General features: G+C 62.4%; 20 protein-coding genes. 5 read left to right on the top strand and 15 right to left on the bottom strand.

Annotated elements, in window-relative coordinates; genetic code table 11:
- The first annotated feature begins 89 nt into the window (after positions 1-89).
- Together QA640_RS19140 and QA640_RS19135 are read left to right on the top strand one after the other, a co-directional pair.
- Positions 90-1,172 (top strand): LacI family DNA-binding transcriptional regulator, encoded by a 1,083-nt coding sequence (locus QA640_RS19140; protein ID WP_283042140.1) that lies wholly within the window; start codon positions 90-92, stop codon positions 1,170-1,172.
- A gap of 89 nt (positions 1,173-1,261) precedes the next feature.
- Positions 1,262-2,201, top strand: a protein-coding gene (locus tag QA640_RS19135) for an IS630 family transposase (protein WP_283038893.1) whose coding sequence is annotated in 2 segments (ribosomal slippage) — positions 1,262-1,608 and positions 1,607-2,201 — 942 coding nt in all. Because the reading frame shifts where the segments join, the coding sequence is not laid out codon by codon here.
- Between the two features lie 202 nt (positions 2,202-2,403).
- Here the strand turns inward: QA640_RS19135 and QA640_RS19130 are convergent.
- The 4 genes from QA640_RS19130 to QA640_RS19115 all read right to left on the bottom strand — a co-directional run bounded on the left by QA640_RS19130 (position 2,404) and on the right by QA640_RS19115 (position 6,609).
- Positions 2,404-2,727, bottom strand: a complete 324-nt coding sequence (locus QA640_RS19130) for an antibiotic biosynthesis monooxygenase family protein (RefSeq protein ID WP_283042139.1) — start codon at positions 2,725-2,727, stop codon at positions 2,404-2,406.
- Positions 2,728-3,080: 353 nt separating this feature from the next.
- On the bottom strand, positions 3,081-4,577 hold the full coding sequence (locus QA640_RS19125) for an FGGY family carbohydrate kinase (RefSeq protein WP_283042138.1): 1,497 nt from the start codon (positions 4,575-4,577) through the stop codon (positions 3,081-3,083).
- Positions 4,562-5,767 (bottom strand): M20/M25/M40 family metallo-hydrolase, encoded by a 1,206-nt coding sequence (locus QA640_RS19120; protein ID WP_283042137.1) that lies wholly within the window; start codon positions 5,765-5,767, stop codon positions 4,562-4,564. Before QA640_RS19120 ends, QA640_RS19125 begins: the two co-directional genes overlap by 16 nt.
- 20 nt (positions 5,768-5,787) lie before the next feature.
- Positions 5,788-6,609: a BtpA/SgcQ family protein gene (locus QA640_RS19115; protein ID WP_283042136.1), complete on the bottom strand. Its 822-nt coding sequence runs from the start codon at positions 6,607-6,609 to the stop codon at positions 5,788-5,790.
- 471 nt (positions 6,610-7,080) lie between these two features.
- Here QA640_RS19115 and QA640_RS19110 point away from each other — a divergent pair, with 471 nt between their 5' ends.
- Together QA640_RS19110 and QA640_RS19105 are read left to right on the top strand one after the other, a co-directional pair.
- Complete coding sequence (locus tag QA640_RS19110) at positions 7,081-7,290, top strand: hypothetical protein (RefSeq protein WP_283042135.1); 210 nt, start codon at positions 7,081-7,083, stop codon at positions 7,288-7,290.
- A gap of 854 nt (positions 7,291-8,144) precedes the next feature.
- Entirely contained in the window at positions 8,145-8,267 is a 123-nt protein-coding gene (locus QA640_RS19105) for a hypothetical protein (RefSeq protein ID WP_283042134.1), read from the top strand.
- A 26-nt stretch (positions 8,268-8,293) separates the two neighbouring features.
- Here QA640_RS19105 and QA640_RS19100 read toward each other — a convergent pair whose 3' ends face one another.
- The 10 genes from QA640_RS19100 to QA640_RS19055 form a co-directional block, all read right to left on the bottom strand.
- Positions 8,294-9,307: a formate dehydrogenase subunit gamma gene (locus tag QA640_RS19100; RefSeq protein WP_283042133.1), complete on the bottom strand. Its 1,014-nt coding sequence runs from the start codon at positions 9,305-9,307 to the stop codon at positions 8,294-8,296.
- A 43-nt stretch (positions 9,308-9,350) separates the two neighbouring features.
- A complete protein-coding gene (gene fdh3B, locus QA640_RS19095; RefSeq protein WP_225704254.1) occupies positions 9,351-9,947 on the bottom strand; it encodes a formate dehydrogenase FDH3 subunit beta in 597 nt (198 codons plus the stop codon).
- Between the two features lie 12 nt (positions 9,948-9,959).
- On the bottom strand, positions 9,960-12,902 hold the full coding sequence (locus QA640_RS19090; RefSeq protein ID WP_283042132.1) for a formate dehydrogenase subunit alpha: 2,943 nt from the start codon (positions 12,900-12,902) through the stop codon (positions 9,960-9,962).
- A gap of 2 nt (positions 12,903-12,904) precedes the next feature.
- Positions 12,905-13,123 (bottom strand): twin-arginine translocation signal domain-containing protein, encoded by a 219-nt coding sequence (locus QA640_RS19085; protein WP_283042131.1) that lies wholly within the window; start codon positions 13,121-13,123, stop codon positions 12,905-12,907.
- 29 nt (positions 13,124-13,152) lie between these two features.
- Entirely contained in the window at positions 13,153-13,932 is a 780-nt protein-coding gene (locus tag QA640_RS19080) for a Cro/CI family transcriptional regulator (RefSeq protein WP_283042130.1), read from the bottom strand.
- A gap of 147 nt (positions 13,933-14,079) precedes the next feature.
- A complete protein-coding gene (locus QA640_RS19075; RefSeq protein WP_283042831.1) occupies positions 14,080-14,676 on the bottom strand; it encodes a DUF3306 domain-containing protein in 597 nt (198 codons plus the stop codon).
- Between the two features lie 11 nt (positions 14,677-14,687).
- A complete protein-coding gene (locus QA640_RS19070) occupies positions 14,688-15,203 on the bottom strand; it encodes a DUF3305 domain-containing protein (RefSeq protein ID WP_283042129.1) in 516 nt (171 codons plus the stop codon).
- Positions 15,200-16,207, bottom strand: coding sequence for a DUF6352 family protein (locus tag QA640_RS19065; RefSeq protein ID WP_283042128.1), 1,008 nt, complete (start codon positions 16,205-16,207; stop codon positions 15,200-15,202). The genes QA640_RS19070 and QA640_RS19065 overlap by 4 nt, the downstream gene beginning before the upstream one ends.
- Complete coding sequence (locus QA640_RS19060; RefSeq protein ID WP_283042127.1) at positions 16,204-16,740, bottom strand: DUF6505 family protein; 537 nt, start codon at positions 16,738-16,740, stop codon at positions 16,204-16,206. The genes QA640_RS19065 and QA640_RS19060 overlap by 4 nt, the downstream gene beginning before the upstream one ends.
- Complete coding sequence (locus tag QA640_RS19055) at positions 16,737-17,492, bottom strand: biotin/lipoate--protein ligase family protein (RefSeq protein WP_283042126.1); 756 nt, start codon at positions 17,490-17,492, stop codon at positions 16,737-16,739. Before QA640_RS19055 ends, QA640_RS19060 begins: the two co-directional genes overlap by 4 nt.
- Before the next feature lie 149 nt (positions 17,493-17,641).
- On the opposite strand from QA640_RS19055, the gene QA640_RS19050 reads away from it, so the two are divergent.
- Positions 17,642-19,612 (top strand): 4Fe-4S binding protein, encoded by a 1,971-nt coding sequence (locus QA640_RS19050; RefSeq protein ID WP_283042125.1) that lies wholly within the window; start codon positions 17,642-17,644, stop codon positions 19,610-19,612.
- A gap of 23 nt (positions 19,613-19,635) precedes the next feature.
- On the opposite strand, the gene QA640_RS19045 is transcribed toward QA640_RS19050, so the two are convergent.
- Positions 19,636-20,889, bottom strand: coding sequence for a c-type cytochrome (locus tag QA640_RS19045; RefSeq protein WP_349253733.1), 1,254 nt, complete (start codon positions 20,887-20,889; stop codon positions 19,636-19,638).
- Between the last annotated feature and the right edge of the window lie 178 nt (positions 20,890-21,067).

The following is a 21,067-nucleotide window of genomic DNA, read 5'->3' as shown; positions in this document are numbered from 1 at the left end:
TGCCGCATGTAATCGATTACATTTTTTACCTTAGCAGAACTTCATGATTTTGCAAGTCCCGATATGACGCCGAGATGGCGAGCCTCAACATGGCCAAGCGAACCAGAGTGACACGCCAAAAGGCGACCAAGATCGCCGACGTCGCGCGGCTGGCGGGAGTCTCGGTTGCGACCGTCAGCCGGACGCTGGCGCGCCCCGAGGTCGTAATTGAGGAAACCCGCACACGTGTGCTCGCTGCCGTGCGCGACACCGGCTACACGCCGAACATTTCCGCAAGGAACCTGCGCGTCCGGAAGACCATGATCGTGCTGGTGGCCGTGCCGGACATCGCCAACCCGTTCTTCGCTGAGGTTCTCCAAGGCATCGACGACACGCTGTCGGCCGCCGGCTACGGACTCATCATTGCCAATCTGGCCGGCTCACCGGAGAAGGAAGCACGCTACGTCGATCTGGTCTGCGCCGGACAGGCCGACGGCGTGCTGCTCTTGTGCGGTCATGTGATACGCAGCCCCCACCGCGACTTGCGCGACGCGCGCGTGCCGCTGGTTGCCGCCTGCGAGTACATCCCGCGAGAACGCTTCCCGCAGGTCACAATCGATAATGTCGAGACTGCGCGCGAGGCGGTGCGACACCTGATCGAACTGGGCCACACAAGCATCGCTTATCTGTCCGGGCCGCCCCCCAACATCCTCGAGCAGCAGCGTCTCGAAGGTTATCGGCAGGCCCTGCGCGAGGCGGGAATTGCGGCCGATGCGGGATTGATTCTATCCGGCGATTTCACCTTCCGCACCGGTGTCGAGGCCGGCCAGGCGCTGCTTGCACTCGAGCCGGCGGCGCGCCCGACCGCGCTGTTTGCGGCCAATGATGAAATGGCGATCGGCCTAATCAAGACCGTGCACGCGGCCGGACTCCAGATCCCGGACGATCTCTCCGTCGTCGGGTTCGACGGCATCGCCTACGCCGACTATTGCGAGCCCACCCTGACGACCATCGTCCAGCCCCGCCGCGACCTCGGGGCCATCGCCGCGGCCGAACTGATCGCGCTGATGACGACCGGCAAGGCGGGGCTGCGGAAGGACATTAAGCTTCCCGCCACGCTAACCCTGCGCGACAGCACGCGCTCGCCGCGCAAGAGTCCCGGCCATTTATCCGGGGGCGCGAGGTCCGGCTAAAGCGGGATGGGGTTAAGTTGAATCGATTTGGGATTCCCAAATCAGCTTGTTTCTGATTCATCATGCTGGCTGGACGGAGGCCAGCATGGATGGGCAAGCCGTATTCTCTGGATCTTCGCAAGCGTGTCGTGGCTGCGATCGAGGGCGGGATGTCCCGCAATCAGGCGGCCAAACAGTTTGGAGTAGCGATCAGCACGGCTATCGGCTGGATGCAGCGGGTCGAGCAGACCGGCAGCGTTGAACCCGGCCAGATGGGCGGTCACAAGCCGAAGGCTGTTTCGGGAGACCACGCCGTCTGGCTGTCGCAGCGGATCAAGGACGGCGATTTCACCATACGTGGTCTCGTTACCGAGCTTGCCGGTCGCGGTCTGAAGGTCGACTACCACTCGGTCTGGGACTTCGTACATGCCGAGAAGCTCAGCTTCAAAAAAAAGCGTGGCGGCTGGCGAACGGGATCGACCCGAGGTGGCGCGGCGACGAGCCCAGTGGGCAAAGTATCAAAATCGCGTCGAAGCTGAGCGCCTGGTCTTCATCGACGAGACCTGGACCAGGACCGATATGGCACCCTTGCGGGGATGGGCGCCGCGCGGGTGTAGACTTCACGCCAAGGTTCCCCACGGCCGCTGGAAGACTATGACCTTCCTGGCGGCCCTGCGCCACGACCGGATCGATGCTCCATGGTTCATCGAGGGGCCGATCGACGGCGTGAGCTTTCGCGCCTATGTCGAGAAGGTTCTTCTGCCCGTCCTTCGACCCGGCGATATCGTCATCTTGGACAACCTCGGCAGCCACAGGAGCAAAGCAGTTCGCCAGCTCATCCGTTCGGTCGGGGCCAAGCTCTTCTTCCTGCCAAAATACTCGCCCGACCTGAACCCGATCGAGCAGGTCTTTGCCAAGCTCAAGCACCTGCTTCGCAAAGCTGCCGCGCGAACTGTCGACGCAGTCTGCACCGCAATCGGCAACGCACTCGATGCCTTTACCTCAGAGGAATGCGCCAACTACCTCAAAAATTCAGGCTATCGAACTTAATGCCATCACGCATAGGAAGGCACAATTCTCCTAGATCCAGCCAGAAACTTATCGGAAGCGGCGGTCGCTACGCGACCCTGCACTACGCCCAATTTTTGGTCCTCTAATCTCTCGCCCCAATCCATCATGGGGGCCACAGAAAAGCGATAGGAAGCAATCGTCAGAGCTTCCGTGCAGGATCTCAATGCAAATGCGAAAATGCCTAGCCTGCGTCCAGAACCTGGACAACTTCGTAGAGATGTGGATCGATTTGATCCGTCAAGTCGTCAAACTTGCCCCACTCCTTACGAAAGTCCGGCGATTGGTGGGCAGACTGCAGCAGTTCGCGGCTTTGCCATTGGACGTAGTTGACGATGCGTCGGCCGTCGACGCTTCGATGCAAGCTGATCGAGACAAAGCCAGGCTGGCGAGCCATAAATCGTGCTCGATCGGCCATCAGCGCGAGCGCTTCATTCTGTTTATCCGGCTCGGCTTCGATTACGGTGATCTGCGTCACTATTCGACCACCTATTTGAATGTGGGTCATGGAGCCACTCCTTTTCAAGTGCGCTCAGGTTCCCTCTTAGAGCTCCCTCGGCTTCCAATAATGCTCTTCCGACGGATTGAACTCCCAAGCGTGATAACGGTTCAAATCGGGCACCATTTCACTTCGTGCTCGGATCTCGCATCCCGGTATAAGCGTTTTTGAGGAGCGACAACACGAAGCAAGACCTCCTCGAGGAATTTTCTACCAGGTCGATTGGCTGGATTCTGCTCGAGACGCACAACGCGAGTGCCGCCCCGCTGAGCGACCAGCAGCATGACGGCACGCTTCGGCATTGTCGTGCCTGTTGAACCGAGCAAGCGCAATACCGTGGTGTCGCACTTCGATGCCGAGCACTAGCTCACCGTGGACCGTCGCATCGCGGCTCTGTTGTTGGCGTAAAGCGCTTTGAAGGCCGCGTGATCGGCGTCGTAGCGATTGCGGTTGGCCTCGTTCGGCGCGATTTTGGACTCGATCGGGTTAATGCGGTCGATGTCTTCCGGTGCGAAGATCCCGCAGCCTATGCCTGCGAGAAAAGCAGATCCGAGCGCAGCACCCAGCGTCTGCCGACGCACATTCTGACGGATGCCCGCAATGTCGCTGACGCATTGTGTCCAGAATGGATTCTGCACGCCGCCTCCAGCCGCATAAATGCTGCGGGCCGGCTGTATTTCGGCAAAGCCATCGAGATTATGCCGGGTCGCGTGTCCGATCCCTTCGATCAGCGCACGATAGATATCGCCGCGCCGGTGCGCGAGCGTCAGCCCGAAGATCAGGCCCTTGGCTTGCGGATCATTAATTGGCGTTCGCTCACCACTGAAATAGGGCAGCATCAGAATGCCGTTTGCGCCGGGCGGGCTTTTGAGTGCCTCTTCCATCAGCGCCTGGAAGGATGAATCATCGTCGGAAAGTCCCGTCATTTCCTTGCGAAACCACTGGGTGAGGCCGCCTCCGGTCGCAAGCCCGCCCATGACGCTCCAGGTGTTCTCGAACAGAAACGGCGCAGCCCAGAACCGGGGGTCGACGACGAGATCGGCATTGACCTGGATGAAAAAGGCCGTGGTACCATACATGATCATCAAGTCACCCGGCTTTTGCACCCCGACGCTCATCGCTTCGCTCGCCGCATCGATGGTGCCAGCGATCACGGGCGTGCCCGCGGCAAGTCCGGTTTCTGCTGCGGCCTCCCTGCTCACATGGCCGATAATCTCCGTTGTCCAGGCGATTTCGGGTAGCCAGTCGACAGGGCAGATCCGTTCGATCGTCTCGCGATGCCAGTCTTTGGCGGCAAGGTCATAAAATGGCGTGTAGCAGGACGCGCCGTAATGATCGACGACCCACCGTCCCGTCAATCGGTGCACGATAAAGCTAGGGCACCCGACGATCCGCGCAGTTTTGCGGAAAGTGTCAGGCTCGTGCTTGGCCAGCCATCGCACCTTCGGGCCGACAGATTGTGTCGTCAACGGATTGCCGGTGCGGGCCAACACGGCCGCTGCGCCGAGTTCGACGTTGAGCTCTGCGATTTCAGCTTCGGCACGTGTATCCACGCCATATAAAATAGCCGGGCGCAGGGGCTCGCCCACTTCCGTCACAGGCAGCGCACAGGGGCCAATCCCGCTGCATCCAACTGCCGCGATCGCAGCCGGGTTGATCCCATTCTCCCGGATCAGCTGCTGGCTCAGCGTGCGAAAGCCTTCCCACCAATCCTGCAGGGCATCATGTTCGGCGAGTCCTGGCCCTGGCACGCGCATATCGTGCTTGCGCCGCGCGGTTGCCCGAAGAGTACCGGACTCCTCGAGCAGGACGCCTTTGCTGGAATAACTGCCGATATCGATGCCTAGGAGATAGCGCATCTATATCTCCTCCGTTCGAAGGAGAAACCCGCTTTCATATCACGCAGAGCCAAGGCCAGCAGCGCCGCTATCTGTTCCAGATCGGCCAGATCGCAGGTTTCGATCGGCGCATGCGTGTAACGCGTCGGATAACCGATATCGATGGAGGGAATTCCTTCGCCCACGAGCTGCACGTAGGAGGAATCCGTGAGGCAGCCGGTATGAGCGCTGCGCTGGATCGGTATGCCGACACGGCTTGCCGTCTCCACAAGATGGTTGAGCAGCGCGGGATGAGCAAGCGTGCCATTGAGCGTGCCGCGCCCGTGGAAGCTGTAAAGGCCAAGCGCCGGCCCGCTGCCAAGCTGCAATTCGCCGCGCTCCGCGAGATCAGGCGTATCGGAGGCGACCATGATGTCGATCGAAATGGCGGCATCCGGCCTCAGACGCTGGGCCGCAAGCATGGCGCCGCGCAGGTTGAACTCCTCCTGGACCGAAAAGACCGCATGCAGCGTCGCCGGAACGGGTTCATCCAAAACTCGCTGCACGAGGTCCATTAGTGCGGCGCAGCCGGCGCGGTCGTCGATCGCCGTTCCGGACACACGCGTGCCGGCCAGCCGTTCGAAACAGGGGCGGTAGGTGACGGGCGCCCCGATTTCGACGCCGAGGGCGCGCACCTCTTCCGCCGATTGGGCGCCGAGATCGAGGAAGAGCTTGTCACAGCCGAGCACCTGGCTCTTTTCGTCCTGCGGCGTGGCGTGGTGCGCCTTGATGCCGACGACGCAGGGAACCTGCTTGCCCTCTTTGTTCGTGATGACCACGCGCAGGCCCGGCAGCACACGTTCTGGCACCCCCCCAAGCCGCTCCACCCGAACGAAGCCGTTCGCTTCAATCCGCCGTACCAAAAGGCCAAGCTGATCGGTATGGGCGAAGACCATCACTGATGGAGCTGCGGGGTCCGTCCCCTTCACCGTCAGGGTCAGATTCCCGAACGCATCGCCGTGACTCTCGACGCGGCGGTCGGAATAGACGGCCCGGATATAGTCGCTCACCGGATCTTCGTAGCCGGAAAGACCGGATATCAGGCAGAGTTCTTTGGTCCATGTCTCGATGCGGGCGAGGCTGCGTTGGTCAATCGTCACTTGGATCCAATCCGGTCCGCCAAAGGACCTTTGCTGTTCATCAATCTGGATCGAGCCGGCGCCGTGGACCACCGGATCGGGCTGAGCGTTTCTCAAACGACCGCGCGCGCGGCAGAGCGGATCGCCCTAACCTTTTCCATGAAGACCCTAACACGCGCCGGATCGACCGGATTTTCGAAGACGCCGTCGACCTTGAATGTCGATCCCACGACTGCCCCGTCCGAAACAGCGAGCTGGCGTTCGATATTGTCGAGCCGGCAACCCGTATTGCAAAGCACGGCCGTACCCGGCACGGCCTTCTTGACCGTGGAAACGACGTGGGTATCCGTTTCGGCACCAGCAGTGAGGCCCGATACGCAGATGGCGTCAGGCCGGTTGTTGAACGCAGTCGAGCGGGCGATATCTGCAATCGAGCGATCGCCCAGATAGGCGGCGGCTTCGGGCACGATGTTGAATAGAAGCCTGAGCTTAGGGGCGAGCCTTGCCTTGTGACGCGCCGTTTCACCGACATTGGTGTTCCAGAGCCCGAAATCGCTGGCGTATACCCCGCTCATGATCTCGCGGATGAAGCTTGCGCCGGTGGCGGCCGCGAGATCGATCGAAGCAATGGGATCCCACAAGACGTTGACGCCAAATGGCACTTTGATGAAGCGCCCGAGCTCACCGATGACGCGTGCCATGGCCACTGTGGTTTCGGGGCGTACCTTGGTCAGGTAAGGCAGACTGAATTCGTTGGAAAACATTACTGCGTCGACACCACCGTTCTGAAGATGGTCGAGATCGGCAAGGGCCATTTCGATCACTTTCCTCATGCCGCCGGCCGCATCGTATCCGGGATCGCCCGGCAATGCCTGCAAGTGGCACATGGCGATGATCGGCTTGTCGACATGAAAGGTTTCCTCGAGCCACTGCATGAGCGCGTCCTCTTTTGAATTTTGTTCGGCTAAGACATCTCGTCGCGAGATAACAGGGCGAAAGATGGCCCCTCACCATAATCTGCTGTAGATGAACGTCGGCCACGACCACCCTACCATATACGTCCGGCTCTCAGCGCTCCCTCGTTCGCCGGGCCGAAGACAACGGAATGCGTTCCTCTTTGCCCCATTTTAATCGATAACGGCAACGAAATCGTCGAGAGGCGGAGATCCGCCCCACTGTTTGACCCTGTCCCTACTTAGCTGCGCCCCAACGACAGGTCGTTCGCGACGCACGATCGGTGACGCAACCGTGCCCAACACTCTGGTTCAATTGGTCGGCTTTGCGAAGGCCGCCGATCCGCGTGCGCTCATTGCAAAGGCTCGCATGTCGACCTTTGCTGCGCTTCAGAGCTAGAGCCATCTCCTCGGGAAAAGTCGCCGATTGCCCATCGCAACAAGGCCGGTGACGTGCTTTGGCTTGCCAACCTGTCAGGCGAGCCTCAGCGCCTGAAGGTCAAGGGCTTCGATGGCCCTGCCAGACTAGATGTTCTCGACGAAAAAAGCTTTGAAGCCGCCGTGCACGATCCCGCTTGGCTCGACAGCGACAGCACGTTCATCCGCAAGGTCGGAACCTTTGAGCTTCCGTCCTACGGGATAGTCCGAATCAAGAGCGCCTGATCTCCCATTGGTACTATCTGCGCGCCAATCATCTCAGAAAGGTTGCGCGATAGCTATGATACAGCACCCGTTGCAATGTAGTTTAGCTGAAGGTGCTTAAAGCGCTCAAGATTTCCCTCGAGCCTGTAAACTTTAAGGACATGACCCGAGAGAGAATGATCGAGTTCGTGCGGAAGCGAGCCGAACGTGCAACCGACGGGCCAATAAGCAGTCATTGCGATCCGGGGCCGCAGCAGGCATGCTGCAAATTGCGCTGCAATACCGCACCGGCGATGAGATCATTTCGATAGGCACAATGTAGGATATGCAATGCAGCGCGGGGTTTTGTTCGACCTCGATGATACTCTTCACGATCGTGCCGCCACCATTCCAATGTTCGTATCGTCTCGGGCCCGCAGGCTTCTGGCGATGCAAGCACCCGATGCCGTGCGGTTCGCAGAACGCTTTGTCCAACTCGAAAAGCGCTGGCGGATCTGGAAGGATCGGTCAATGCAGTCGAAAAAGAGCTTGAGAAACCGAGCGAACAGTAATTCCTGCTTAAGAGGCGGCAGGAGGGTCGACGATGATGGGGGCGGGATCGCGCTGTCCTGTGGCGGCAATCTGGACCCATCGCTCACGCGCAACACAACGCACCGGCGGGTCGACCGACTAACGTCGATTTCGTTCCAGCCATGGTTCCGGTACAGCGTCTTGTTATTTTTCGACTTACCGACCGAGCCTTTCGAGGATATCCTTCCACCGATCAGAAGAGGTGGTCGGGCCGCTATGACCACCCGTGGACTGGACTGCCACCTCGATTCGTCTGCGAGACTTTCGGGCGATGATCGCACCATCCCGGATTGTGGAGGATTCGGATGAAAGCCTTCTTGCTCGCCTGCGTGGCGGCTGTCGTAATCGCGGCAGCCTCGGCTGTGGTGCTAAGCAGCATCCAAGAGCCCGTCGCACAGGCCTTTGCGACCACTGGCGTACGCCTCTAGGGATCGGCAAAGGCCGCTCTCTGCTGCTACTCCGCCGCGGAGGCTGCGTGGCGCGGCTGTCTTTGACTGCCGTTCGGACCCGTGCGCGCCAGTTCCTCGTCCGCCCACAGGCTGTGATGCTCGCGTGCCCAATTGACGTCTACCTCGCCCGATCCCATCGCCTCGAAGGCACCTTCCATGCCGAGGGTGCCGATATAGATGTGCGCCAGCATCGCGGCGATAAACAGAACGGCAATGACGGCGTGAACGATCTGAGCCATCTGCATGCCCTCAATCCCCGTGGTGTAGAACGGGAACATGAGGACATAGCCGCTCGCGGCGACCAGACCGCCGCCTATCACCACGATCCAGTAGATTGCCTTCTGGCCGGCGTTGAACCGATAGGCCGGCGGATGATCATGCCCGACGATGCCGCCACCTCGTTTCATCCACTCGACGTCCACCTTGTTCGGGATGTTGCCGCCGATCCACATCAGAAAGATCAGCACGACTCCGATGGTGAACGGGAAGCTCAGGTAATTGTGGGCATACTTCGCCCATTGCGACCATTCGGAGAAGCCTTCGAGACCGATCAGCGGCAAGAGCAGTGGTCGCCCGAAAGTGACGTTCAGGCCTGAGATCGCCAGAATGATGAAGCAGGTGGCGGTCATCCAATGCACGAAACGCTCAAAGGCGTTGAAGCGCACGATGGAGCGGCCCGACCGGCCGCTTTCGAGACGAACCATGCCGCGCGTGAGATAGAAGATCACGAGCACGGCGAGCATGCCGATGATCGCAACGCCGCCGATCCAGCGCAGTATCACGGTGCGGAATTCGCGCCATTCGCGCCCCTGCGGCTGCACGAGCACGCTTGACCGCTGGTCCGGGATGCTGACCCGGCCCTGGATGCGGTCGAATTCCTGCAACAGCTGCTGCTCCTTCACCGAGCTCGCGGTCGGATTGATCTGCTGGGCGCTCACCGGGACAGGCGCCGCCATGACGAGCAGGAGCAGAGCCCAGGCGCCGAAGGCCGGCCGAATGAACTTTCCAAATGACGCCATGAACTCCTCCTGGATGTTCCTCCGCCCTAGCTCGCGACCCGCATCAGGACTCGATCGTCTCACGATAGGCCGTCTTCCAGCCCCATGCGCCCGATCCGTAGCCGCGCTTCATCACGCGCTCCTTGTAGATCTGCGCTATGATCTCGCCATCGCCGGCGAGCAGCGATTTCGTGGAGCACATCTCGGCACACAGCGGCAGCTTGCCTTCGGCGAGCCGGTTGGCGCCGTACTTCTCGTACTCCTCCTTGCTGCCGTCGGCCTCGGGGCCTCCGGCGCAATAGGTGCATTTGTCCATCTTGCCGCGCGAGCCGAAGTTGCCGACCTTGGGATATTGCGGCGCGCCGAACGGACAGGCGTAGAAGCAATAACCGCAGCCGATGCAGAGGTCCTTGGAGTGCAGCACCACGCCATCGGCGGTGGTGTAGAAGCAGTTCACCGGGCAGACCGCCGCACAGGGGGCATCGGTGCAGTGCATGCAGGCCATCGAGACCGATCGTTCGCCAGGTTTGCCGTCATTGATGGTGACGACACGGCGTCGGTTGATGCCCCAGGGCACCTCGTGCTCGTTCTTGCAAGCGGTGACGCAGGCATTGCATTCGATGCAACGGTCGGCGTCGCAGAGAAATTTCATACGTGCCATGGCCGTTGCTCCTTATGCCGCCGCGATCTGGCAGAGAGTGACCTTGGGCTCCTGCATGCCCGTCGCGGGATCGTAGCCGTAGGTGGTGATCGTGTTGGCGCTTTCGCCGAGCACAATCGGGTCGGTGCCCTTCGGGTAGTTGCTGCGCAGATCCTTGCCCGCGAACCAACCGCCGAAGTGGAAAGGCATCCAGGCCACGCCCTTGCCGACCCGCTCGGTGACGAGCGCCTTCATTCGCGCCCTGGAATTGTTCTCAGCGCCGGTGACCCAAACCCAGCCGCCGTCCTTGATGCCGCGATCGGCGGCATCGCCAGGATTGATCTCGATGAACATGTCCTGCTGCAATTCGGCGAGCCACGGGTTGGTGCGTGTCTCCTCGCCGCCGCCCTCATATTCGACCAGACGGCCGGACGACAGGATGAGCGGAAATTGCTTGGCGATACCCTTTTCCACCGCCGCCTTCTGCACGGAGAAACCGATATTGGGCATGCGGAACTGCTTGGCGTCCGGCAGCGTCGGATATTTGGCAACGAGGTCGACGCGCGGCGTGTAGATTGGCTCGCGGTGAACCGGAATCGGATCGGGCAAGCCGAACGCATTCATGCGCGCCTTGCCGTTGCCATAGGGAACGCAGCCATGCGCCAGCGCGACGCGCTGGATGCCGCCCGACAGGTCGAGCGACCACGACACCGTGTCCGGATTGGCCGGACTGATCTTGTTGATCACGGCCACTTCAGCTTCGGTGAGCTCGGTGTCCCAGCCGAGCTTCTTCAGAACCGCCAGCGTAAATTCCGGGTAGCCATCCTGGATTCCCGACCCTAGCGAGTATGAGCCATCCGCGAGCAGGCTCACTTTCCGCGTCGTGCCGTCCGGCAGCTTTTCCTCGCGCTCGAGACCGAAGCGTGGCCGGAACGTGCCGCCACCGTCCATCACATGCAAATTGGTATTGTACAGCAATGGCGTGCCGGGATGCTTGACCTCGGGTGCTCCCCAGCACGGCCACGGCAGACCGTAATAATCGCCGCCGACCTCGGGATCGTCCTTCGGCGCCCGCATGGTCAGCATGTCGAACTTGGCCTGGTTCTTCATGTGAGCCTTGAGGCGCTCGGGCGATTGCCCGCAATAGCCGGTCGACCAGCTGCCGCGGTTCATCTCGCGTAGGACATCCTCTGCTTCAGGAAGATTGTTCTCGACCTTGATTTTCTTGAACATTTGGTCGGCGAAGCCGAGCTTCTTCGCCATCAGATAGATGACCTCGAGATCGTCCTTCGATTCGAAGACCGGCTTCACGATCTGCTCGCCCCATTGCAGCGAGCGGTTTGAGGCCACGCGCGATCCCTTGCACTCGAATTGAGTGGCAACCGGAAGAATGTAGACGCCGTCCTTGCGTCCGGCTTCGACCGCGAGCGAGGCCCAGGTCGTCGGATGCGGGTCCGCGATCACGAGCAACTCAAGCGCCTTCAGGCCATTGAGGGATTCAGGAATGCGGGTGATGCTGTTGGAGGCGTGTCCCTGCACGAACACCGCCTTCACATTGTCCTTCTGCGCGACCTGATCCTTCGGCAGCGTCACCGCCTCAAACCAGCGCGTCAGCGGGATGCCGGGGGTTTCCATGATCTGCTTGGAATCGAAGCGCGACTTCAGGAATTCGTAGTCGACCTCCCAAACCCGCGACCAATGCTTCCAGGCGCCTTCGGCGAGGCCGTAGTAGAACGGCAACGTGACGATATCGAGCCCGACATCAGTCGCGCCCTGCACGTTGTCGTGGCCACGGAAGATGTTGGCGCCCTTGCCCGCACCGCCGACATTTCCGGTCATCAGCAGTGCGATGCAGCTCGCCCGAACGTTGGCGGTACCAACGGTCTTCTGGGTCTGGCCCATGGCCCAGATCAGCGTAGCCGGCTTCTCCGTGGCAAACATCTTGGCGACGCGCTTGAGCTGCTCGCCGGGAATGCCTGTCACACGCTCGACTTCTTCCGGAGGCCACTTCTCAACCTCTTTCTTCAGGTCGTCGAAACCGTAGACGCGCTGCCGGATGAATTCCTTGTCCTCCCAGCCGTTCTGGAGGATGTGCCACATCATGCCGTAGAGCACTGGGATGTCGGTGCCAGGCCGCATTCGCACATATTCCGTCGCGTGTGCAGCCGTGCGCGTCAGGCGCGGGTCAATGACGATGAGGTTGGCCTTTTGCAGCTCCTTGCCCTCGAGCAGATGCTGTAGCGAGACCGGATGCGCCTCGGCCGGATTGCCGCCCAGGATGACTTGCGTCTTCGCATTGCGTATGTCGTTGTAGCTGTTGGTCATAGCACCGTAGCCCCAGGTGTTGGCCACGCCGGTGACGGTGGTTGAATGACAGATGCGCGCCTGGTGATCGGTGTTGTTGGTTCCCCAGAACGCACCGAGCTTGCGGAACAAATAGGCGCCTTCGTTGGTCATTTTGGCCGAGCCGAGCCAATAGACGGAATCGGGGCCCGACTTCTCACGCACAGCTTGAAGCTTGTCGCCGATCTCGTTGATCGCGGTCTCCCAAGATACCCGCGTCCACTGCCCGTCCACGAGCTTCATCGGGTAGCGCAGCCGCCGCTCGCTGTGCACGAGCTCGCGCACGGAGGCTCCCTTGGCGCAATGCGAGCCACGGTTGATCGGGGAATCCCAGCTCGGCTCCTGGCCGATCCACACCCCGTTCGAGACTTCCGCCGTCACCGTGCATCCGACCGCACAATGCGTGCAAATGCTCTTGCGGACGGTTGCACCCGCGGTGAGCGGACCGGCCATCGCCGCCTCCGCCTTGCGGACGCTGCCGAGCGGCAGGGTGCCAAGTGCTGCGAGCGCGCCGCCCGCAAGTCCGGATTTGCGCAGGAAACTACGGCGGTCGAGGCCGCCGGCCTGAGTTGCAAGGGAGACGGCAACCGAGCCGTGGCGCAGGGAATGCTGGTGTGTTCGCTTGATCAGCACGGTCAGCCTCCCTTAGCCGGATAGCGATTGACGCGGTAAAAGGCCTTGACGTGATCGGATTCCTTGTAGCGTGCCTTGCGCTTCTCATCGTTGGTCTCGCTGTCGGCCTGCGCGGACCCGACCAGCGGTGTCGCGAGCGTCGCGCCGGCGCCCACCGTGCCGACGCCCACCTTGCGCAGGAAGCCGCGGCGCCCGACTAAGGTTTTCCTGTCTTCACTCATCGCATCTCTCCTGGACCTGCGCGTGCAAGTCAGTTGGCGAATGTGAATGCTTCGGTCTCAATCTCGACAAAGGCGCGACCGAGTGCGCCGACCGCACGATAGAAGTTGGCGCTCTCCGCGCTCTCGATATCGGCGAACAGCCGCCCCATCCAGGGCGCGACGTGTTTCTCGAAAAAGGCGCGCTGCGCTTCGGACGACGCCTCGAAGCGGCCCCCGGCAAGACCTGCCATGATCTCGCAAAGGATGGCCGCGTGATCCTCCGGCTCCGAACCGTTCGCAACACGCTGGATTCCGAGCGCGGTGAGGTCGGCACGCAGGCGCGACAGCGGCCGCTCGTTGAGAAAGCCGGTCAGATAGTAGGAGGCATAAGGTAAGAGCTCGCCGCGGCCGAGACCAACGAACAGATCGAAATATTCGCGTTCGACCTTCGCTGCGACCGCCCCGGCAGCGGCCACGGCCAGTGCAGCATGCGCCCGCCCAAGCTGCGTCGCGTCGCCGGTCAACGCAGCCAGTTGATCAAGCAGCTTTTCTGACGGCGCCGCGGATAAGAGCGTGGCCAGCAGCAAATATTCGCGCGAGCGCGCCGCGTCGACGGGATCAATCAGCTCTTCGGACACGAGCGGCTCGCTGTATAGATCCGGCCGCAAGTCATTGCGCGAGACGCCGGTAGCGGCTTCGACCGCAATCACCCGTTGTGCAGGAACCTTGCTCCAGTTCGAGACGGAGGGTTGGCTGATGCCGATTTTGCGCGCGAGCTTGGCCACGCCGCCGGCGGCGTCAATGGCGCGATCGAGACCATCATCTCGCACGTGGACCTCCCATCAAGTCCGCGTCTGCAAAGTCCCCGGCCGCCTGATTATTGCTTTTGTTACAAAGAACTAGCGAATCCTAGTCTTGGCTCCGCGGGTGGTCAACGCCTGTCCATAGCCTGACGCTATAGCCTTTGGTCTGAGCATCTAGATTGGCAGCGCACCGCCATGCGTGCGACGCCGCACGGGCGCGGCTTCATGCTCCCTCTCCTCGGTCACCGCCGGTTGCGCTGCAACAGGAGCGGACTCAATCACAGCAGGCTCGGCCGCATTGGCAACGGGTTCGGCTGAAGAATCCTCGGGTTCGACCGATCTCTCCGGCAACGTTTGAGCCGCCTCGCGCACGACGCCAACGATCCGGTCAATGAGTGCCGCCAGTTGCTCGTTGGAACAGTCAAGCGGTCCAAAACCCGGCATCGCGTTCGGGTCGTTGAAGTCCCACGCGTTCTCCGCAAGTCCGACGAACTCTCGGATGGCAGGATCTGCGCTCCAGGCGCGACGAAGCGCCGCACGTGTCAGCTCCGGCGGAATCCCCCTGCGCAGGAATGCCTTGATGTCGGTTGCTGATGTGATCGTGTCGATCGATGGCAGGCTCGATAGGTCGAATTCGGCCTGGTCGTCGCTGGTGGCCGGCGGCGGTGCAGATTGCACGTCCTCGTGAATTGCCGTGGCCGGCGGCGCGGCATTCGCCTTCGCCGCCTGCTTGCGGCGAGACCAGCGCGCCAGGAATTTGTCCTCGTCCAGCTTGTCTTCGCTCATTCGTGTCCGCCTTGATGTTGGCGGCGCGCCAGCGCCTCCGGATCGGCCTGGCGCCGCTTGCGCTTGAAGAACTCCCGTTCCACGTGGTGCTCGGCAACAAAACTTTCAATCGCCTCGCGCAGCACCTCGGGCATCGGCACCGCCTCGACGAGATTGGCGCCGGCCTCGGTGAACGCCTCGCCCTCCGCAGGATCGGCCGTGGCAGCCGCCAGCGAATAAGGCCACGCACCTTCAGCCGGCGACAAGACGGTCCAGATGCTCGGAGCGCCCGAGGCGAGATTGTCACGATAGCGCGCCGTCTCGGACGTGTAGAGATCGACTGTGGCGCTACCGGCATAGAGCAGGGTTTTGCTGTCCTCTTCGCGGAGCACCGTCCAGGGTTTTGTCTCGGGCTCATCGGGCAGCACGGCGACAGCGCGCCAGACGAAGTCGGTCCAAGGCGAGTCCGCCTTGCGCCGCTCGACGACGATGCCGATGGGAATGCGCAGGAGTGGGAGCGCGGCGGGGCTCACGTCACCATCTCCAGGCGCTTGATCGGCAGCCCCGTCAACAGATTCTGCGGCTTCATCCCGAGCTTCCGATCGGACGTCATCGCCAGGATCAAATAGATCGACTCGCCCCGCATATCCTCGGTGGCCGCGCTCGCGTCGGCAAACGTCAGGCGAAACAACGACAACACTCGTCCGGCACTGGGTTCATCGAGCTGCTCGCCATGCCAGAGACGGTCGCCGAGACTGGTGGCGTCGGCGTCGAGCCCGACATACCAGCTGAGCCGCGCTTCATGCAGCTCCCGCAGCGGCTCGATCGCGACGTCGATCGCGAGCAGATGGGAGATCCAGCGCGCCATCGCCTGCGCCAGCGCAGCCGGTCCGCGGCCGCCTGAGGTGAGGTCGAAAGCCATGTCGAAATGGTCGCTACGCCGCCAATATTCCTCGGCATTTCCGTCGCTCAATACGTCCAGCTGGGCGTCGGTCACAGCTCCCAGCATCGACATCAGCGAAAGCACGGGAGCTGGGTTGCGTCCGCCGACGACCTCCTCATCCCCCAGCAGCAGGGCCTGATCATGCGGCAGGATGCGCTGGGGACGGAAGAACAGTTCCGCAGCGCGCAGCACGTACGCGTCGTCGCAGTCATCGAGAGCGTTGCGCAGGATCACCTGCACGAGCTGATTGACGAACAGCGGCGGCAGGTTGCTGGCCCGCGAATGGACGGTTGCGAGATAGGCAGCCTCAAGTGTCGAATGCCGGAGGAGGAGATCGCGAAAGGCGAGCACGAAGTTCCAGTTTTCTCGGGCGTCCGCATCTGCGATCACAGCGATCTCGCCTGCGCTGACGGGCTGGCGCGGATCGGCGAGCAACTCACGATGCAACCGCCGCTCGACCGGGCATGCGTCGTCCGGCGGCATCAGCTCGGGACGGGCAAAATAGGCTTTCAGGAACTCGTCGGTGACGCAAAGCCCGCCGCTCTCGTCGCGATCGAGCAGATGGTGACCGCACGCGATCCAGAAATCTTTCATCGCCGCCGCTCCTCGCCCATATCGGCAAGGTGGAGATCAAGGTCAGGCTCGACATCATCCTCCATTTCCATGAACGAGAATGCCTTGCCATGGCCCTGCGCTTTCCGCAGTTGCAGCCTGCGGAACGCCTCCCGGACTTCGCCATCGCTCGCCGATCGGTGGACGGCAATGAGCGAGCTGATCGGATGGGTGCAGAGCGATTGCACAAAAGCGACTTCCTCCTCCGCAGCCGTCCGCGCGGTTGCCAGATCCGGCGCGCCGAAGCGATCGACGAGCTGCCTGGCAAGGAGTTCGATCAGCGCCCGGCAATCATCCTCCGTCGCCGGAACGATCTGCGCTAGCGTCGACCAGCCCCAGGATTGCGCGCCGAGAAAGCCGCTGCGAAAGGCCGCGCGCGCCTTGCCCCTGAGCTTGGCAGGGTCCTGATCGCAGAAGCGGAAGGCGCCGGAGACGGCCCACTCGCCTGATCCGGCGGCAAAGTCGAACACGAAGGTGTCTGAGGGATCGAGCGCGATGGTCCGTAGCAGCTTCACAAGCGCGGCCCTCCAAGCTTCGGATCAAGCCAGGATGGCGTGGCGAGCGCCTTAGCGAGCTCACTCCGCCCAGCCCGATCAGTGTTGATGCGGCGCGTGAGGAGATCGCCGCAATCGTCGATCCGCAGAATGGTTTCCCGTTCGCGGGCCAAGCGACTGAGATAATCGCGCGCGATGCCGTCAAAGCCATCAACCTGCCAACTGTCGATCGCCCGCATAAGGTGCCGCGCAAAGCTTTCCGTTACTTGCGCTGCGCCCGCCTCGCCAAACCCCTCCTCATCCAGCGCGGACGCCAGCGGGTGAACACCGGCCCCCTGCTCGGTCATTGTGACGGTCCGGATCATGGCACCGAACACGAGCCATGCCGGCGGCTTGTGCTCGCGCGCGGACGATGGCCATCCCATCCGCCCGCCGCCGACAAGGCCGCCGTCAATCCGGACCGCATCTGGCCAGTCGATCGCAACCGTCTTGCTCGGCGGCGCATAGGCACGAAGAGCGTCGGTGAGCGCGACCATGCCGGCGTAGAAGGCGCGCCTAGCCGTGCTCAAGGCTTCGCCCGGCTCGAGCACCACGGCGAATTCGGCGAGATCGAACCGCCCGACATAGGCCAGCGTGCCGGCACCCCTCTCGGGTGCAATGCGGCAAGCGTGGGCAAAGGCATCTCCGCTCTCGCGCAACCGGACGAGTGTGAACGGCGGCGGCAGATGGATGGGTTCCGCCAGGGAAACGTGGCTGGCGGGCGTCGACGGCAAGTCGGCCTCCACATTCCTTTTCTTCCCGATTGGAAATATCTATACGAGGCAATAGGTCGGCGCGAGTCCGTCCTCCGCGCCGCACTGACGGAGGGCTCAACCTGGAGCAACCAGCAAAGACCGTCCTGATCTGCTCGTGCGAAGACACGATGCGCCTCGACACGGCCGCGATCCGACGTGGATGCCCCAACTGTGACATCAAAACCTTTCGTCATCTCTGCGGTGCGGAACTCGACGATTTCCGCAGTGCCGCAAAGGCGGACGGCGCGCTGACGGTCGCCTGCACGCAGCAGGCGGCGCAGTTTACCGACGAGGCCGGCGAACGCCCGGCTGGGATCAGCTTCGTCAACGTCCGCGAAACCGCGGGCTGGTCGCGCGAGGGCGCTAATGCGGGCGCGAAGATGGCCGCGCTGCTTGCGGCCGCTACGATCTCCGCACCGGACTATCCGCTGGTCACGCTGTCGAGCGACGGCATCATCCTGATCTATGGGCGCGATGAGGCGGCGATCGAAGCAGGCAGGCTCCTGGCAGGCCACCTCGATGTAACGGTGATGCTCAAGCAGCCGACCGACATCACGCCGCCTGCGACGACAGTCTTCCCGATCGTGAAGGGCACTATCCGCAACACGCGGGGACATTTTGGTGCCTTTGAGCTCACGATCGACGACTACGCGCAGCCCCGCCCGTCGTCGCGCGATCGCTTCGTGTTCGAAGCCCCGCGCAACGGAGCGACCTCGCGCTGCGATGTCGTGCTCGACCTCTCCGGCGAGGCGCCGCTGTTTGCCGCGCACGAGCTGCGGGACGGCTATCTCCGCGCGGATCCGAGAGATCCCGCAGCCGTGCTGCGTGCGGTACTCGCCGCTCGCGATCTCGTCGGAAGTTTCGACAAGCCGAGATATGTCGATTTCACGCCCAGCCTGTGCGCACATTCGCGCTCGAAGTTGACCGGATGCCATCGCTGCCTCGATCTCTGCCCGACCGGTGCGATCACGCCAGACGGCGACCATGTGGCCGTCAACGCAGAAGTCTGCGCAGGGTGCGGTCAATGCGCGGCTGCTTGCCCCACAGGAGCTGCATCCTACGCGCTGCCGCCAGCCGATACTCAGCTGCAGATCCTTCGCGCCATGTTGCTCGCCTATCGAGCGGCCGGCGGCGCTCATGCAGTGCTGTTGCTGCATGACAGCCCGCACGGCACGCCACTGATCCATGCGCTCGCCCGTCATGGCGGCGGATTACCGGCTAACGTACTTCCCCTCGCCGTCAACGAGCTGACGCAGGTCGGGCTCGAAGCGGTCATCGGCGCATTCGCCCATGGCGCATCCGCCGTACGGTTCCTGCTGCGTGAAAAACCACGGCACGAGGTGACCGGGCTATCGCAGACGATTGCCATGGCCGAAGCCATTCTTATCGGCCTTGGATTTGACGGATGCCGCGTCGCGACGATCGAAACCGACGATCCCGACGCGCTCGGTGCGCAACTGGGGGGGATCGAGATGCTTGCGGCGGTCGAGACGCCCGCAACCTTCAAGACCGTCGGCAAGCGGCGCGACCTGCTTCGATTTGCCTTGAGCGAATTACACCGCCTGGCGCCAACGCCGGTCGACGTGGTTGCTCTGCCGCAAGGCGCGCCCGTCGGCGCGATCAGCGTCAACACGGATGGATGCACCTTGTGCCTGTCCTGCGTCTCGGTGTGCCCGACCGGCGCGCTCCGCGACGATCCCGAACGGCCCGTGCTCAAGTTCGCCGAAGACGCCTGTGTGCAATGCGGCCTGTGCCAGAGCACGTGTCCCGAAAAGGTCATCAGTCTCAGGCCGCAGATCGATTTCCGCGCGGCCCGCGCACCCGCGGTCGTGATCAAGGAGGAAGAGCCCGCGCTGTGCGTCCGCTGCGGCACGCCGTTCGGCGTCAAGAGCACGATCGACCGGATCGCGGCAAAGCTCGAGGGCCGGCATTGGATGTACCCGGTTGGCGACAAGCGCCTCGACGCCTTGCGGATGTGCGCCGACTGCCGCGTCATCGTCATGAGCGAACAGCAATTCGATCCGTCCGCCGGTGTGCCCGAGAGGGCCCCGCCGCGGACGACCGATGACTATTTGCGCCAACGTGACCACAAGAACTAAGAGCATAGCATTCGCGCAAATGGCTACTTCGCGGTAACGCGCGCCAGAAACGCCGTGAGTGCGTGGCGATCTTCCGGCGAACCGATACGCTGCTCCGGCATCTTGGTGCCGGGTGTATAGGCAGTCGGACCAATCTCGAACAGTCTTGCAACCGTCTCGGGCGTCCAGACGATATCCATGGTCTTGAGTGCATCGGAAAAGCGATAGCCCGGCAACGACGCGATCTTCCGACCGTATAATCCCGCCAACGTCGGGCCCGCGCGCTGCGTTTCCTTGTCGGACAACGTGTGACAGGCGACGCAGGCCCTGAAGATTTCGGCGCCGTGATCGCCGGCATAGGCGGCGAGCGGGTCGGCTGGCGTGCCCGACAGCTTCGAGCCGACGGCGTCGCCTGTCAGCGCATTCCAGCGACTGATCTTGCCGTCGGCGCCGCCGGTCAGAAGCGTCGCGCCGCCATCGGGCAGGAACGCCACGGACCAGACCGGCCTGCCGGGTCCGACGAGCGTGCGCAACACGCTGCGCGCCTTACGATCGATGATCGCCACGTTGCCGCCAATGCCGGCCGCGGCAATCAACGCGCCGTCATGCGAGATCGCAAGGGCAACGATTGGCGTGGCGTCGGCCACGACGTTGCCGCTTTCCTTGCCATCGGCGGCCATCATGCGCAACTTTCCGTCCGCCGCGCCCGTGACGATCTCGCCATCCGGCGCAATCGCCACTGCGTTCAATGGCGCAGGGAACGTGGCAATCTCGGACGTGCCGTCCGCCAAACGCCAGATCCGCGCCGTTAGGTCGTAGCCCACGCTCACGAGCGATTGTCCGTCCGGCATGAACGCCACGCCGTTGACGTTTTGCGAATGCCCTTCCAGCACGCGCGACGTGCCGTCCGATAGGGACCACAGCCGCACGGTGCGGTCCCACGAGGCCGACGCGAGTGTCGACGCATCCGGCGAGACAGCGAGCGCGACGATAGGCCCCGTATGACCTTCGAAGACTCGGTCAGGTTGCTGTCGGCCAGCGGTCCAGATCGCGATGCGTCCGTCCGCGCCGGCCGTTGCCATTCTTGTCTCGCCCAGGAACACGACCGCATTCACCGCATCCGCATGCAAGCGCAACACCTGCTCGGCGGATTCAGTTGCCAGCGACCATCGGATCGCCGCGGTGTCGAAGCTTCCCGACAGCACCGTCTTACCGTCCACCGAGACGGCGACCGCCCGCACGGGGCCACCATGCCCGATCAATTGCGCATGCACGGGCCCGGCTAGCGGCGCAGCCATGAGGAGCACAACGGAGAGACGCAAACCTAGGTTCATTCACCGTCCAGGCGATTATGAGGCGGGATCGACCATCCCATTCTGCTTGAATTTTGCTGCGCAGCCAAAACGATGGCCCTGTATGTTCCGTTCCACAGTGCGACGAGCAGCGTCTTGAGCACCGCAGCACGGGGGCCTAAGC

It is taken from the genome of Bradyrhizobium sp. CB82, from assembly GCF_029714405.1.
In the GTDB taxonomy this organism is placed as follows: domain Bacteria; phylum Pseudomonadota; class Alphaproteobacteria; order Rhizobiales; family Xanthobacteraceae; genus Bradyrhizobium.
Note: the sequence above shows the minus strand (reverse complement) of the source record. Positions and strands in the feature narration are given on the sequence as shown.